This is a genomic window from Mediterraneibacter massiliensis, from assembly GCF_001487105.1.
GTDB classification, from domain to species: Bacteria; Bacillota; Clostridia; order Lachnospirales; family Lachnospiraceae; genus Mediterraneibacter; species Mediterraneibacter massiliensis.
In genome coordinates, this window is the sequence record NZ_LN913001.1 from 1,284,971 (window position 1) to 1,300,834 (window position 15,864).

General features: G+C 44.2%; 12 protein-coding genes. All 12 read left to right on the forward strand.

Features of this window, described 5'->3' with window-relative positions:
* Positions 1 to 17: 17 nt before the first annotated feature.
* The 12 genes from uvrA (at position 18) to BN3282_RS10490 (ending at position 15,860) form a co-directional block, all read left to right on the forward strand.
* Positions 18 to 2,864, forward strand: a complete 2,847-nt coding sequence (gene uvrA, locus BN3282_RS10435; RefSeq protein WP_059068968.1) for an excinuclease ABC subunit UvrA — start codon at positions 18 to 20, stop codon at positions 2,862 to 2,864.
* 247 nt (positions 2,865 to 3,111) lie between these two features.
* On the forward strand, positions 3,112 to 4,101 hold the full coding sequence (gene mreB / locus BN3282_RS10440; RefSeq protein WP_059068970.1) for a rod shape-determining protein: 990 nt from the start codon (positions 3,112 to 3,114) through the stop codon (positions 4,099 to 4,101).
* A gap of 150 nt (positions 4,102 to 4,251) precedes the next feature.
* The gene (gene recD2, locus BN3282_RS10445) at positions 4,252 to 6,462 is read left to right on the forward strand and encodes an SF1B family DNA helicase RecD2 (protein WP_059068971.1); all 2,211 of its coding nucleotides are present in this window, start codon (positions 4,252 to 4,254) and stop codon (positions 6,460 to 6,462) included.
* Positions 6,463 to 6,515: 53 nt separating this feature from the next.
* Positions 6,516 to 7,142, forward strand: coding sequence for a ComF family protein (locus tag BN3282_RS10450; RefSeq protein ID WP_317246559.1), 627 nt, complete (start codon positions 6,516 to 6,518; stop codon positions 7,140 to 7,142).
* Positions 7,143 to 7,194: 52 nt separating this feature from the next.
* Positions 7,195 to 7,620, forward strand: coding sequence for a hypothetical protein (locus BN3282_RS10455; protein WP_330382194.1), 426 nt, complete (start codon positions 7,195 to 7,197; stop codon positions 7,618 to 7,620).
* Between the two features lie 3 nt (positions 7,621 to 7,623).
* Positions 7,624 to 8,745, forward strand: coding sequence for a hypothetical protein (locus BN3282_RS10460; RefSeq protein ID WP_059068975.1), 1,122 nt, complete (start codon positions 7,624 to 7,626; stop codon positions 8,743 to 8,745).
* Positions 8,746 to 8,758: 13 nt separating this feature from the next.
* The gene (cdaA, locus tag BN3282_RS10465; RefSeq protein ID WP_059068977.1) at positions 8,759 to 9,634 is read left to right on the forward strand and encodes a diadenylate cyclase CdaA; all 876 of its coding nucleotides are present in this window, start codon (positions 8,759 to 8,761) and stop codon (positions 9,632 to 9,634) included.
* Positions 9,621 to 10,871, forward strand: a complete 1,251-nt coding sequence (locus BN3282_RS10470; RefSeq protein WP_059068978.1) for a CdaR family protein — start codon at positions 9,621 to 9,623, stop codon at positions 10,869 to 10,871. Before cdaA ends, BN3282_RS10470 begins: the two co-directional genes overlap by 14 nt.
* Positions 10,872 to 10,892: 21 nt before the next feature.
* Entirely contained in the window at positions 10,893 to 11,168 is a 276-nt protein-coding gene (locus tag BN3282_RS10475; RefSeq protein ID WP_059068980.1) for an HPr family phosphocarrier protein, read from the forward strand.
* A 57-nt stretch (positions 11,169 to 11,225) separates the two neighbouring features.
* A complete protein-coding gene (locus tag BN3282_RS10480) occupies positions 11,226 to 12,143 on the forward strand; it encodes a nucleotidyltransferase family protein (RefSeq protein ID WP_059068982.1) in 918 nt (305 codons plus the stop codon).
* A 41-nt stretch (positions 12,144 to 12,184) separates the two neighbouring features.
* On the forward strand, positions 12,185 to 13,720 hold the full coding sequence (locus BN3282_RS10485) for an LCP family protein (RefSeq protein ID WP_059068984.1): 1,536 nt from the start codon (positions 12,185 to 12,187) through the stop codon (positions 13,718 to 13,720).
* A gap of 187 nt (positions 13,721 to 13,907) precedes the next feature.
* Positions 13,908 to 15,860: a polysaccharide biosynthesis protein gene (locus BN3282_RS10490; RefSeq protein ID WP_059068986.1), complete on the forward strand. Its 1,953-nt coding sequence runs from the start codon at positions 13,908 to 13,910 to the stop codon at positions 15,858 to 15,860.
* The last annotated feature ends 4 nt before the right edge of the window (positions 15,861 to 15,864 follow it).

A 15,864-nucleotide genomic window follows, 5' to 3' on the forward strand; every position in this document is an offset into this window, starting at 1 on the left:
AAGGATAAAACCACAATATGGGCATAAAGATGGATGCGCGGAAGTATATCAAGATACGAGGCGCAAATGAAAATAACTTAAAAAATATAGATTTGGATATACCAAGAAATGAACTGGTCGTTCTTACCGGTTTGAGCGGATCAGGGAAATCTTCCCTGGCATTTGACACGATTTATGCGGAAGGACAAAGGCGATATATGGAGTCGCTTTCTTCTTATGCCAGACAATTCTTAGGGCAGATGGAGAAACCAAATGTAGAAAGTATAGAAGGACTGTCTCCGGCAATTTCCATCGACCAGAAGTCGACAAATCACAATCCGCGTTCTACAGTCGGGACTGTAACCGAAATCTATGATTATTTTCGTTTGCTCTATGCGAGGGTCGGAATCCCGCATTGTCCGAAATGCGGCAGGGAAATCAAAAAGCAGACTGTAGATCAGATGGTAGATCAGGTGATGGCGCTCCCGGAAGGTACAAGGATCCAGCTTTTGGCACCGGTAGTCAGAGGCAGGAAAGGAACGCATACTAAATTATTTGAAAGGGCCAAAAAGAGCGGGTATGTACGTGTACGTGTAGATGGAAATCTGTATGAACTTTCTGAAGAGATACAGTTGGATAAAAACATCAAACATACGATCGAGATCATAGTAGATCGCCTGATCGTAAAACCGGGAATAGAAAAACGTCTGACCGACTCTGTGGAAAGCGTATTGCATCTGGCGGAAGGTCTGCTTGTTGTAGATGTAATAGGAGGCAGGCCGCTGAATTTCAGTCAGAGTTTCTCCTGCCCGGACTGCGGGATCAGTATTGAGGAGATCGAACCTAGAAGTTTTTCCTTCAATAATCCGTTTGGCGCATGTCCGGACTGTTATGGACTGGGCTATAAGATGGAATTCGCAGAAGAACTGATGATCCCAGATCCGTCTTTGTCTATCAGAGAAGGAGCGATCACAGTCCTGGGCTGGCAGTCCTGTGCAGATAAATCTAGTTTTACGAGGGCGATCTTAGACGCTTTGTGCAAGGAATATAAATTTGATCTGGATACGCCCTTTGAAAAGTACCCGAAAAAAATTCATGATGTATTAATTTATGGTACAAATGGTAAATCTGTAAAGGTGTATTATAAAGGTCAGCGTGGGGAAGGCGTCTATGACGTGGTGTTTGAAGGATTGATAAAAAATGTAGAACGCAGATACCGTGAAACAGGTTCAGAAGCGATGAAGGCGGAATATGAGACGTTTATGAATATTACGCCGTGCTCTGCCTGTGGCGGACAAAGATTAAAGCCCGGCGCACTGGCAGTGACTGTAGGAGGAAAGAATATTGCAGAGGTGACGGCGCTTTCAATTGAAAAGCTGCAGCAATTTCTATCCGGCCTGGAATTGACGGATACGCAAAAAATGATCGGAAGCCAGATTTTAAAAGAGATCAAAGCCAGGACGCAGTTTTTGATGGATGTGGGATTAGAATATCTGACCCTTTCCAGAGCGGCAGGCTCCTTATCCGGAGGAGAAGCGCAGAGGATCAGGCTGGCGACTCAGATAGGGTCTGGTCTGGTAGGTGTGGCGTATATTTTGGATGAGCCGAGTATCGGGCTGCACCAAAGAGATAATGATAAACTGCTGGCTACGTTAAAACACCTGCGGGATCTGGGAAACACTTTGATCGTAGTGGAGCATGATGAAGATACAATGCTTGCGGCAGACTGCATTGTAGACATTGGACCAGGAGCAGGAGAACATGGCGGTGAAGTTATTGCGGTAGGCACGGCAAAGGAGATTATGAAAAATGAAAAATCTGTAACAGGCGCTTATCTAAGCGGAAAAATAAAAATTCCGGTTCCGAAGGAAAGAAAGAAACCAATAGGTTTCTTAAAGATTGTCGGCGCTCAGGAAAATAATTTGAAAAATATAGATGTAGAGATTCCACTGGGGGTGATGACTTGTGTTACAGGTGTTTCCGGTTCCGGGAAGAGCTCCCTGATCAATGAAATCTTATATAAAAAGCTGGCAAAGGAATTAAACCATGCCCGTACGATCCCGGGAAAGCATAAAAGGATTGAAGGACTGGAACAGGTGGATAAAGTGATCGCTATCGATCAGTCGCCGATCGGCAGAACACCACGTTCAAATCCGGCGACGTATACAGGCGTGTTTGACTTGATCCGTGATTTGTTTGCGGCTACGCCGGATGCGAAAGCGAGAGGATACAAAAAGGGAAGGTTTAGTTTTAATGTCAAGGGCGGACGCTGTGAGGCATGCAGTGGGGACGGGATCATAAAGATTGCGATGCATTTTTTGCCGGATGTGTATGTGCCATGTGAAGTTTGCGGGGGAAAACGATACAATCGAGAGACGCTGGAAGTAAAATACAAAGGGAAAACGATCTATGATGTCCTGAATATGACGGTGGAAGAAGCGTTGAAGTTTTTTGAACATGTTCCGAGTATTCGGAGAAAAATGGAGACACTAAATGACGTAGGACTCTCGTATATTCGTCTGGGACAGCCCTCTACGGAACTTTCCGGCGGCGAGGCACAGCGTATTAAATTGGCTTCTGAATTAAGCCGGAGAAGTACAGGGAAAACGGTATATATCTTAGATGAACCTACCACAGGTCTGCACTTTGCGGATGTGCATAAACTGACGGAGATCCTGCGCAGGTTATCAGGAGACGGCAATACGGTAGTGGTGATCGAACATAACCTGGATGTGATCAAAACAGCAGATTATATTATCGATATTGGACCAGAGGGAGGCGACAAAGGCGGTACGATCGTTGCTGTGGGTACGCCGGAAGAGGTGACAAAGAATAAAAAATCATATACAGGCAAGTATATAGACGCAATCCTTAAGAAAAACTAAAAATATGAAAAAGGGGTTTCCATTTCAGAAAAAGTTTATTATACTAATTGGTGCAGATACCCTCAGTGTGTGGATAGACAAAATTGTGAGACGGTTTTGTCTGTTTCTCGTATACTAAGGGTAAAGGAGCATATGGGGATGGATGCTTTATCTGCAACAGTGATCGGATAAAATCTTGTCTTATGAGACAGAAAGATACAGGGGATAAGAGTGGAAGAGTATAGAGAAATTAGAAGGGAGAGTCGATATGTCAGTGGATATCGGGATAGATTTAGGTACGGCAAGTGTACTGGTATACGTAAAGGGAAAAGGCGTAGTATTAAAGGAGCCGTCGGTAGTGGCTTTTGACAGAGATACAAATGTGATCAAGGCGATCGGGGAGGAAGCGCGTCTGATGCTCGGGCGGACACCGGGGAATATCATAGCAGTCCGGCCTCTGCGTCAGGGAGTAATCTCAGATTACACAGTGACGGAGAAAATGATCAAGTATTTTGTACAGAAGTCTTTAGGAAAGCGTACGTTCAAGAAACCACGTATCAGCATCTGTGTGCCGAGCGGTGTTACGGAAGTAGAGAAGAAAGCAGTAGAAGAGGCTACTTTTGCGGCCGGCGCAAGAGAAGTACATTTGATCGAGGAACCGGTAGCAGCGGCTATCGGAGCCGGGATAGATATTGCAAAACCATGTGGAAATATGATCGTAGATATAGGCGGCGGAACAGCGGATATTGCTGTGATCTCACTGGGCGGTACAGTCGTCAATACGTCCATAAAAGTTGCAGGCGATGATTTTGACGAGGCAATCGTCAGATATATGCGGAAGAAGCATAATCTTCTGATCGGCGAGCGTACGGCTGAAGATATAAAGATCAAAATCGGAACAACGTATCCTCTGGTGGAGGAAGAGACACTGGAAGTCAGAGGAAGGAACCTGGTGACAGGTCTGCCCAAGACCGTGACGGTGACGTCCTCCGAGACAGAGGAAGCGCTCAGAGAAGCAACCGGGCAGATCGTAGAAGCGGTTATTTCTGTACTGGAACAGACACCGCCGGAGCTGTCTGCTGATATTTTGGACAGAGGTATCGTCTTGACAGGAGGCGGCGCTATGCTGCGTGGTCTAGAAGAATTGATAGAAGAAAAGACAGGAATTAATACGATGACGGCAGAAGATCCGATGAAGGTAGTTGCAATAGGAACAGGGCAGTTTGTCGAATTTATGAGCGGCAGAAAAGATTTTTAGATTGTAGGATAAAATCAACAAAGAACAGGGAACGGGGGTGTGGTCTTTGAGAGGGCATATCTCCGTTTCTATATGTTGTCTTTATATAGTTGCTTCTATAAATAATTATAGGAAAAATCGAGCTGTATACGGGGAGAGAAGGAGAAAAGCGTGGAAGTAGTTACTGGGTATGTGGAACATATTGTATTTCGGAATGAAGAGAATGGATATACAGTGCTGAATCTGGAAAATGAAGATGGAGAGATCACTTGCGTTGGAGAGTTTAATTTTATCAGTGAAGGAGAACTGTTGGAACTGCATGGAGAATATGTAAATCATAATGTATATGGAAGCCAGTTTAAGGTAGTTTTACATAAGGTAAAAGAGCCGGAAGACAAAGTATCTATCGAAAGATACTTGGGGTCTGGGGCTGTGAAAGGGGTAGGAGCAGCGCTGGCGGGGCGGATTGTGGCAAAGTTTCGGGAAGATACCTTCCGGATCATTGAGCAGGAACCGGAAAGGCTGGCAGAAGTAAAAGGGATCAGTGAGAGAAAAGCGCAGGAGATTGCTGAGCAGATAGCGGCAAAGAAGGATATGCGCCAGGCCATGATCTATCTTCAGAAATACGGGATCTCCATTACTCTGGCGGCAAAGATTTATAAGCATTATGGAGAAAAAGTATACCGTGTGTTGGAAGAAAATCCTTACCAGCTTGCAGACAATATAGAGGGAATCGGCTTTAAAACGGCAGATGAGATCGCTTCCCGGATCGGGATACACACAGATTCAGATTATCGGATCCGCAGCGGATTGTTTTACACATTACAGCAGGCAGTTGGGGAAGGGCATATTTATCTTCCGCAGGATATCCTGCTGAGAAGGGCAGGAGAACTTTTGGAGATAGAGATCCAAGATATTGAAAAATATGTGATGGATCTATGTGTGGAGCGCAAGACAGTAATGAAAGAGACGGAAGGCGAAATCCGTGTGTACCCCGCCCATTATTATTATATGGAACTCAATACAGCAAAAATGCTTCATGATTTAGATATAGACTGTAAAATGCCAGAAGATATGATGGAAAAGCGCTTGAAAAAAGTGGAGGAACAGGAAAATATTTCTCTGGACATATTACAGCACAAGGCAGTGATCGAAGCAATCAAGCATGGGCTTTTGATACTGACGGGCGGACCGGGTACCGGGAAGACGACGACCATTAATACGATGATACAATTTTTTGAAAAGGAAGGGATGAGTATTTTACTGGCAGCGCCTACCGGGAGGGCGGCAAAACGAATGACGGAGGCGACGGGCTATGAGGCGCAGACAATACATCGTCTGCTGGAGGTAAACGGCAACCCGGAGGAGGAAGGAAATGTAGGCGGTTTTATGAAGAACCGCGACAATCCTCTGGAGGCAGATGTGCTCATCATCGATGAAATGTCCATGGTGGATCTGCCACTTATGCATGCGCTTTTATCCGCGGTGATTCCGGGCACGCGTCTCGTACTGGTAGGCGATGTGGATCAGCTTCCGTCCGTAGGTCCGGGAAGCGTCCTGAAAGATATCATTTCTTCAAACCGGTTTCCGGTCGTGACATTGACAAAAATATTCCGGCAGGCAGGACAGAGCGATATTGTGGTAAACGCACATAAGATCAATGCCGGTGAACCGGTGGTCTTGGATAATAAAAGCAGAGACTTTTTCTTTTTGAAACGGCAGGAAGCAGATGTTATCATCAGTGTAGTTATTACACTGATCCAAAAGAAGCTGCCGAAATATGTAGATGCACTTCCTACAGAGATACAAGTGATGACGCCTACCAGAAAGGGACTTCTTGGGGTAGAAAGATTAAACACGATCCTACAGAAATATTTGAACCCTGCGGAACCGCAGAAACAAGAAAAGGAAATAAACGGCAGGATATTCCGGGTGGGAGATAAAGTGATGCAGATAAAAAACAACTATCAGCTGGAATGGGAAGTCAGTACGAAGTTCGGGCTCGTGGTAGACAAGGGGCTGGGTGTGTTCAATGGAGATATGGGGATCATCCGAGATATTTATTTTTATGATGAGACGGTAGAAGTAGAGTATGAAGAAGGACGCAAAGTAAAATATTCGTTTGACATGCTGGATGAGTTAGAACTTGCCTATGCGATCACGGTACATAAATCCCAGGGAAGCGAGTACCCGGCAGTGATCATTCCGCTTCTTCCGGGTCCTAGACTTTTGTATAACCGCAATCTGTTGTACACAGCTGTGACAAGGGCAAAAAAATGTCTAACAATTGTAGGGAGTGATGCGACATTTCAGGAAATGATACAAAACAAAAACGAACAGAACAGATACACAAGCCTGGCAGAACGCATAGCCGAATTTTAGATCTGTTATATCCACCGGTATGTCCGTTTTGTGGACGGATAGAAAGGAAAGGCATCTGTGCTGTATGCAGAAAAAAGATCGTCTATATAGATGAGCCGCGCTGCATGAAGTGTGGAAAACCATTGGAGACAGAAGAGGAAGAATATTGCAGTGACTGTCTGCGGCATACACTGTCCTATGCTCAGGGAAGGAGTCTTTGGGTACATAAAGAGCCGGTAAGTACGGCTATCTATCAGTTTAAATATCATAATAAAAGAGTGTATGCAGACGTTTTTGGAGAAGAACTTGCGAAACGGTATGGCAGACAGATAGAAAATTGGAAGATTGAAGAAATTCTCCCAATCCCTCTTCATTCGTCAAGGCAGAGGAGGAGAGGTTTCAATCAGGCAGAGCTGGTGGCGAGAAAGCTTGGAGAATATATGGAGATCCCGGTAAACGCAGGCGCACTGCGAAGAGTTAGAAAAACGATGCCGCAGAAACTGCTCAGCGACAGTGAGAGAAGGGAAAACATACAAAGGGCATTTGGGGTGGAAAAAACGTGGAAACCAAAGAGAAATGTATTGTTGATCGATGATATCTATACGACCGGAAATACGATACACGCGGCAGCAAAAATATTAAAAAAAGCAGGCGCTCAAAATGTCTATTTTTTGACTATAAGCATTGGACAAGGGCTCTGAGTGTATGCTATACTAAAAATGATGTGTTAGCATAAGTGCGAGAAAAAATAACGTGAAGAATAGAAAGGTGTGCAGAGTATATATGTTGGATAAAGGCAGGATACGGCTGATGACAAAAACAGCAATTTACGAGAAACATCAGGCTGAAGAAGATTTGAAAATCAGCAGTTATTATAAAAAGGATTATGCAAGTCTCCATACATGGCTGACACTTGTGTGGATTACGATCGGATACGCCTGTCTGGCAGGCGGGATTGTGTTCTGCTATTCAGACAGTCTGCTGCAAAATCTAGATTTTACAAAATTATTTGTCATAGCGGCTGTGGCGATCGGTGCTTACCTTGTTCTGATCGTTATATACGGGATCTGTGCGAGCAGTTTTTATAAGAAAAAACACAATAAAGCAAAGCAAAGAGTAAAGAAATATTACAGGGATCTATCCCGTATCGGAAAGTTGTATATGAAGGAGAAAAGGTAGATTATGAGTACATTACTTGTTTTAAAAGAACAGATCCAACAGATATATGCGAAATATTCTATGTATATTACAAAAGCGCTGCAGTTTTTATTTGGGCTCCTTTTATTTGGAACGATCAATGCAAATATCGGTTTTATGAAAGGCGCTTCTTCTATAATATGTACGGTGGGTCTGGCAGCTGTCTGTGCGTTTCTGCCGCTTCTGATCATGACGCTTGCGGCAACGGCTCTGGTACTGGTTCATCTGTATGCTCTGTCTATGCCGATCGCAGCGTTTGCGGCGGGGGTTTTTCTGTTGATGTATATTTTTTATTTCCGTTTTACTCCAAAAAGAGCGTGGGTGGTCCTTATAGCGGTGCTTGCCTGTGCATATAAAATGCCTGTAGTGCTGCCGGTGGCGTTTGGCCTTATGGGAGCTCCGGTTTTAGCTGTGCCGGCAGTGTGCGGTGTGATGGCATATTATCTGGTACATTTGGTGAAGGTCTCTTCCACTGCACTGCAGGGCGCAGATGCAGGCGGGATGATAAGTACCCTTATGACTTTCGCGAAGCAGGCGGTCGGAAATAAAGAAATGTGGACGATAGCATTAGCTGTTGTCCTTGGATTATTGGTTGTAAATGCGATACGCACTCGTGCTGTAGATCATGCGTGGAAGATTGCTTCCGCAGCAGGAGCGGTTGCTGCGGTCATTGTCGGGATGGCTGGGAATCTTGCCCTGGGACTGCATATTTCTTATGCTGTTCTGATCGGCAGCGGCATTATGGCAATGCTTGTGGGATTAGTACTGGAATTTTTATTCTTTTCTGTCGATTACAGCGGAACAGAGCATATACAGTTTGAAGATGATGAATACTATTATTATGTAAAGGCAGTTCCTAAAGTGGGCGTGGCAGTGCCTGAAAAAAGTGTAAAGCGTATTACTAAGCATCAGGGACAGGAGACAGTTGCGATCGATTCATCCGAACTGCAGCACATGTCCGATGGGGCGATGGAACTGAAAAGAAGAACAGCGAATAGAAAAGCAGTGGAAAACAGCAGAGAGGAAAGAGCAAAGTCCACGGATGAGATTCTCCTTACGAGGAGTCTGAGCAAGGAACTTGGGCTGGATGAAGAAAAACAGAAATAAGGCGGTGGCTTAGGTGAGATTATGGCTTAGTGGATTTTTTAAAAACTTCATAGACGGCTGGTATTTTCCAGATATACAAGTGACAGATATTATTGAAATTTTTATTGTTGCTGTCATTGTATATGAGATTATGTTGTGGATCAAAAATACGAAAGCCTGGATGTTGCTGCGAGGGATCATCATACTTTCTTTGTTTATTTTGGCTGCGGCGATCTTTCAGATGCATACGATCCTTTTTCTTGCAAAAGAATCGATCAATGTATTGGCAATAGCGGCGGTAGTTGTATTTCAGCCGGAATTACGCCGCGCATTGGAAAAATTAGGTGAAAAGAATCTTTTGAGTACCATCAACCCCTTTGACAAAAATAAGGAAAATCAGAGATTTTCAGATGAAACGATAGAAGGGATTGTTTCTGCATGTTTTGACATGGGGAGAGTATGTACCGGAGCTCTGATCGTTGTAGAGCAGGCAACCCGCCTTACAGAATATGAGATGACAGGTATTGAACTTGATTGTAAAGTATCTTCCCAGGTTCTTCTAAATATTTTTGAGCACAATACGCCGCTTCATGACGGAGCGGTGATCGTACGCGGAGACAGGATCACCTCGGCTACCTGCTATCTCCCTCTTTCTGACAATATGCAGATCAGCAAAGATTTGGGGACCAGACACAGAGCGGCTCTTGGAATGAGCGAAGTGTGCGACGCGCTGGTGATCGTTGTTTCTGAGGAGACAGGAAAAGTATCCATTGCGATGGCGGGATATTTGACCAGAGGAGTGACAAGAGAATATCTGTCTGCAAGACTGCATCAGATCCAATATAGGAGTCCTGAATCTAAGAAATTTACTTTGAGGAAGAAAGGACGGCGGAAAAATGAAGAAAGATAGATGGAAGCAAAATTTTGGCCTGAAGATCATGGCGTTTGTTTTCGCTGCCCTGCTCTGGTTGATCGTAGTAAATATAGATGATCCGGTGTCAAAGGCAACATTTTCAGATGTGGATGTCATGATCGTCAATCCGGAGATCGTAACGAATCAAGGAAAGGTGTATCAGGTTCTGGAGGAACAGAAAACTTCTGTAACTGTGTATGCGAAAAGGTCTGTGCTGTCCGATATTTCGAAAGAAGATATCGTCGCTACGGCGGACTTGAGCGAGATGGATACAAATACCTATCTTGTGCCTATTTCCGCAAGTGTAAAAGGATATTCGGACAAATATGAACTGGCAGAGGCTAATCCGCGGAATCTCAAGATCAAAGTAGAAGGAAAGACGAAAAATACATTCCCGCTGACAGTCAGTGCGACAGGAACTCCTAGGGACGGTTATGTAGTTGGAGAGATGACTGTCAATCCGGAGAAAGTTTCTATCGGCGGCTCGGAGTCCTTGGTACAGCAGATCAGCAAAGCTGTAGCAAAGATAGATGTATCTGGACTTTCGCGCGATACAGAACTAGAAGCTGAATTGATCTTATATGATGTCAATGGAAATGTGATAGATCAGACACAGCTGACAAATAACCTTGGAGAACAGGGAATCAGTGTATATATAGAAATGTTGGAAACAAAGACAGTGCCGTTGAATCTGACTGTATCCGGCATCCCTGCTGAAGGCTTTGTCTACACAGGTTTGACGGTAGAGCCGTCAAGCATACAGATATGCGGTGACAAAGAAGACTTAGATCAAATCGAAGAGATCGTAATCCCGAACTCTGTGATAGATATCACAGGTCTCCAGGGCAAGGAAGAAAGAGCGGTCGATGTTCTTCCGTATCTTCCGGAAGGGGTCACATTGGCAGAGGAGACGGCAAATACGGTTGTGGTTACGGTCATGGCAGAGCAGGAGGGTGTCAAGACAGTAGAAATACAGGCAGAGTCTATAAAAGTGACAAATCTGTCAGAAAAACTGAAGGTCAGTTATGAGCCTGGAGCAGAAATCTCCCTGCAGTTTACGGGGAAAGAAGAATTGTTGGAAACACTGGATATTACAGAAGCTGTCTCCGTAGATCTGAAGAAATATACGGAGCCGGGCGTCTACAAAGTACCTGTGACTGTAGATGTGCCGGATGGCATTAGTTTAAAAGAGATTCCTTCCATCAAGGTTACACTGGAGGAAAAAGAAAGTTAGGAAAGGAAAGGCGTGTCAGGGATGGTCAGTGGAAAAGTGAAAATCAAAAATCCGACGGGTCTGCATTTAAGGCCGGCGGGATTATTCTGCAAAACAGCGATGCAGTTCGCAAGTAAGATCGTTATCCGGAAAATCAGCAGAGCAGAGGATGTGACCGCAAACGCAAAAAGTGTGTTGAGCGTTCTAGGAGCGTGTGTGAAGAGCGGAGATGAGATTGAGATTTTCTGTGAGGGAAAAGATGAAATAGAAGCTCTCGAAGAAATGATGCGGATTGTAGAAGATGGACTGGGCGAATAGGCACTTCAAGTGTGGTTTTACATAAAAGTATAGAAAAATCAGAGAAAGGAGAAAGCTATGAGCAGAGCTACGTTGGTGGTCATGGCCGCAGGCATTGGGAGTAGATTCGGAGGAGGGATCAAACAGTTGGAACCGGTGGGACCAAATGGTGAGATCATCATGGATTATTCTATTTATGATGCTTTGGAAGCGGGATTCGATAAAGTTGTATTTGTGATCCGTAAAAATCTGGAAGAAGATTTTAAGGCGGTTATCGGAAACCGGATCGAAAAAATCGTGGAAGTGGAATATGCCTATCAGGAAGTGGAAGATATTCCCAAAGCCTATAAAAAACGTTTTGCCGGACGTACAAAGCCTTGGGGGACAGGGCAGGCGATCCTTTGCTGCAAAGAACTTGTCGATACGCCGTTTCTCGTGATAAATGCAGATGATTATTATGGGAAAGAAGCTTTTGCAAAAGCATATGCCTATTTGACAACACCTGTGAAAACTGATAAAATACAAATTTGCATGGTCAGCTTTGTTTTAAAAAACACGCTTAGTGACAACGGAGGCGTGACAAGAGGCGTTTGTCACGTTGATGAAGATGGATACCTGTTAGATATAACGGAGACCCATCATATAGAAAAAGACGGGGAGAACGCAGTGATCCGTGAAGAGGGCAAAGAGATTGTGCTGGATGCAAACTTACCGGTTTCTATGAATATGTGGGGATTAAATCCCACCTTCTTTGGTGTTCTGGAAGTCGGGTTTGCAGAGTTTTTGGATAATATAAAGGAAGAAGATTTAAAAGCAGAATATTTACTTCCGACGCTCATAGGTTCTTTATTGGCGGAGAAAAAATTGGAAGTAAAAGTATTAGAATCTCCTGATGAATGGTTTGGAGTGACTTATAAAGAGGATAAGGAAACAGTTGTAAACGCAATCCGTGGACTGATCCAAAACGGAGTATATCCTTCCACATTATTTGAATGATATAAAGACTGCGGGAAAGGTAATGGAGAAAAGAAAATAGGATGGCAAAGCAAACAAGGCGGGCAGATACTGCTGCACAAAGCAAAAGAAAGACAGATAAATATGCACGACGGTCAAAACGGAATCGGTTCGGTACAGTCTGTATCGTTCTTCAGACGATTGCCAGTATCCTTTTGATGATCGTCCTGTATCTTTTGGGCATGCTGCCTGTAAAATATCTGGCGTTGATAGCGGCGTTTTTATTTTTACTGTGGTGCATTACTTTGAATTCACAGGTGGCACGCCGCAGACGGGGAGTGCCCGGAAAAATATTCAGCCTTCTTATGACGATGGTTTTGCTGGCTGGTTCCTACTATGTGGCACAGGCAAATGATATGATCGGAAAGATCACAAGCGGCGGTTATAAAGTGGACAAGATGGTCGTGGCAGTGCGTGCAGACGATCCGGCAGAGGTTCTGGAAGATGCGGCAGATTATACGTTTGGCGTACAATTCCAAAAAGGCGCGGATAATATGCAGGCCGCGGTGACAGATATCCAGGAGGAGTTAGGGGCAGATATAGTGACTGCTGAATATGACTCTATTCAGGAACAGGCAGCAGCTCTGCGTGACGGTGAAGTAGATGCGATTGTTTACAACCAGGCATATACAAGCCTCATGGAAGAGGCTGTTCCGGATTTTAATGAAAGTGTGAAGATCATTTACAGTCATGATATCCGCATACAGCTTGATTTTGGCGGCTCCGGAGACAGCAGTATTACAAAGAAGCCATTCACAGTATATATCAGCGGTATTGATGTATATGGCGACGTGTCTGAGACGAGCCGGAGTGATGTGAATATTATAGCGGTCGTCAATCCGAAGACATATCAGATCCTGCTGGTGACAACGCCAAGGGATTATTATGTGCCAATCCCGGGTATTTCCGAAGGCTTGCCGGATAAATTGACCCATGCGGGAATCTATGGAGTAGATGCTTCTATGGAAACGTTGGGAGAATTGTATGAGACAGAAATCAATTATTACGCACGTCTGAATTTTACGTCACTGATCGATATTGTCGATACGTTAGGCGGCATTGATGTGTACTCAGAATATACGTTTACTACGAGTCCGGATTCAGAATATGTGATGGATGTACAGCAGGGAATGAATCATTTTACAGGAGAACAGGCACTTGCTTTCTCAAGAGAAAGGCAGAACCTGCCGGATGGAGACAACCAGAGAGGAAAGAACCAGCAGGCGGTGATCACGGCGATGCTGAAGAAATGTCTGTCGCCGACGATGCTCCTAAAGGCAAACAGCATTATGAATCAGGTGAGTAAGGATGTTGAAACCAACATGTCCCAGGATCAGATCAATGCTTTGATCAAATACCAGTTAAATAAAAACGCAAAATGGACGATCCAGTCGATAGCCGCAGAAGGGTATAACAGCGAAGGATACTGTTATTCCAGCGGAGATACGCTGCTTTCTGTTGTAGAGCCGGATTATGCGCAGGTAGACGAGATCATAGACCTGATCAATGTGGTGGAAGAAGAAGGCGGAACTTTGACGGACGGAGAATCTTTGAATTAAAATAGAAAGCACAAGAAGGCAGAAATGTTTCTTCTTGTGCTTTTTGCCGTATTTATCCAGTGAGAAGCACAATATATATACATTTTTTCGTTATATACTTATTGTATAATTTATAGAAGTTTGGTATTATATTATAGTATGTAAAAAAGTTGTAATAATTTGTAACAGTATTATCGGAGAGGATTTTATGAAAAATATACTTAGTCTAAAGACGTCAAGGACAAGAATGATTTTGCTTTTTATTGTAGATATTCTTACGATTATTTTTGATACCTATGCTGCATTGATCATCCGGTTTAAGCTGGATAATGTGTATTCAGGCTGGGTGCCGGAAGAATACATGGCGAGTATAAAAGCTTATGTATGGATCAATATAGTGACAACTCTTGTAATCTTTCTTGTTTTAAATCTGTATAACAGGGTATGGTCTTATGCAAGTATGCATGAAGCAGGACTGATCGTCGGAGCAAGTCTGCTTTCTACGGCATTTCAGGCGATGGGGATGGGCTTTTTGTACCTGCCGGTACCGAGAAGCTTCCATATCTTTTACTTCTTTTTCCTTACAATGACAACATTGGCTACGAGATTTTCTTACCGGATCCTGCATGTGTTAAAAAGAGGACTGGTAAAGACCGGAAAGCGCCCGATCAATACGATGGTGATCGGGGCGGGAGAAGCCGGAAATATTATTATCACGGAACTGAAGACCAGCAGGCATTTGAATCGAAATGTGGTCTGCGTGATCGACGACAATCCTTCTAAAAAGGGAAAATATATCCGGGGTGTCCGTATTATGGGAGACCGGACAAAGATAAAAGAATTAGCCAAAAGGTATAACGTTGATGAAATTATTTTAGCGATTCCTTCAGCAAGTGCGAAGGATACAAGGGAGATCCTGCGGATCTGCAATGAGACAGAATGTAAGCTGAAAGTACTTCCCGGCATGTACCAGCTGATAACAGAGGAAGTCAGCGTATCGAAACTGCGGGAAGTATCGATCGAAGATCTGCTGGGAAGAGATGCGATCAAGATCGATATCGACAGTATCTCTGGCTATGTCAGGAATAAGGTAGTGCTGGTGACAGGCGGAGGCGGTTCTATCGGCAGCGAACTGTGTAGGCAGATAGCGGCACATAATCCCAAGATATTGATCATATTTGATATTTATGAAAATAATGCCTATGATATCCAGCAGGAATTGAAGAAAAAATATCCGGCGCTGAAGCTGGAGGTACTGATCGGTTCCGTAAGAAATACAAAACGGATAGAAAGTGTGATGGAGCTATATCGTCCGGATGTGATCTATCATGCCGCAGCCCATAAGCACGTGCCTCTGATGGAGGACAGTCCAAATGAGGCAATCAAAAATAATGTCTTTGGCACATATAAGACAGCAAGGGCGGCGGACAAGTATGGCGTGAAAAAGTTTGTATTGATCTCTACGGATAAGGCTGTGAATCCTACAAATATCATGGGGGCATCCAAACGTCTCTGCGAGATGATCATACAGACATTCAGCAGATATTCCCGTACCGAATTTGTAGCAGTTCGTTTTGGAAACGTGCTGGGAAGTAATGGGAGCGTTATACCGCTGTTTAAAAAGCAGATGGCGGCAGGCGGTCCGGTGACGGTGACCCATCCGGATATCATCCGCTATTTTATGACTATACCGGAAGCGGTATCTCTGGTATTGCAGGCAGGAGCTCTTGCAAAAGGAGGAGAGATCTTTGTCCTGGATATGGGAGAACCGGTGAAGATCGCGGATCTTGCCAAGAATTTGATCCGGCTTTCTGGGTATACTTTAGGAGTAGACATGGATATTGTCTATACGGGACTGCGGCCGGGAGAAAAATTGTATGAAGAAATCCTGACAAAGGAAGAAGGGCTTAAGAAGACAGCAAATAATCTGATCTATGTCGGAAAGCCGCTGGAATTTAACGAAGTGCATTTCTTAAGTGAACTGAAGCTGCTGGAGGAAGCAGCGGCAGACGAACAAAGGGATGTAAAGGAAATCGTCTCCAGGATTGTACCCACTTATCATATCAGACCGGAAGATAAAGAACGAGACGAAGAAGCTTATCAGGAATTGTTAAGTCTTGGAAAAGCAAGTCATGAAAAACCAGTAGTGGAGGATAAATAGGATG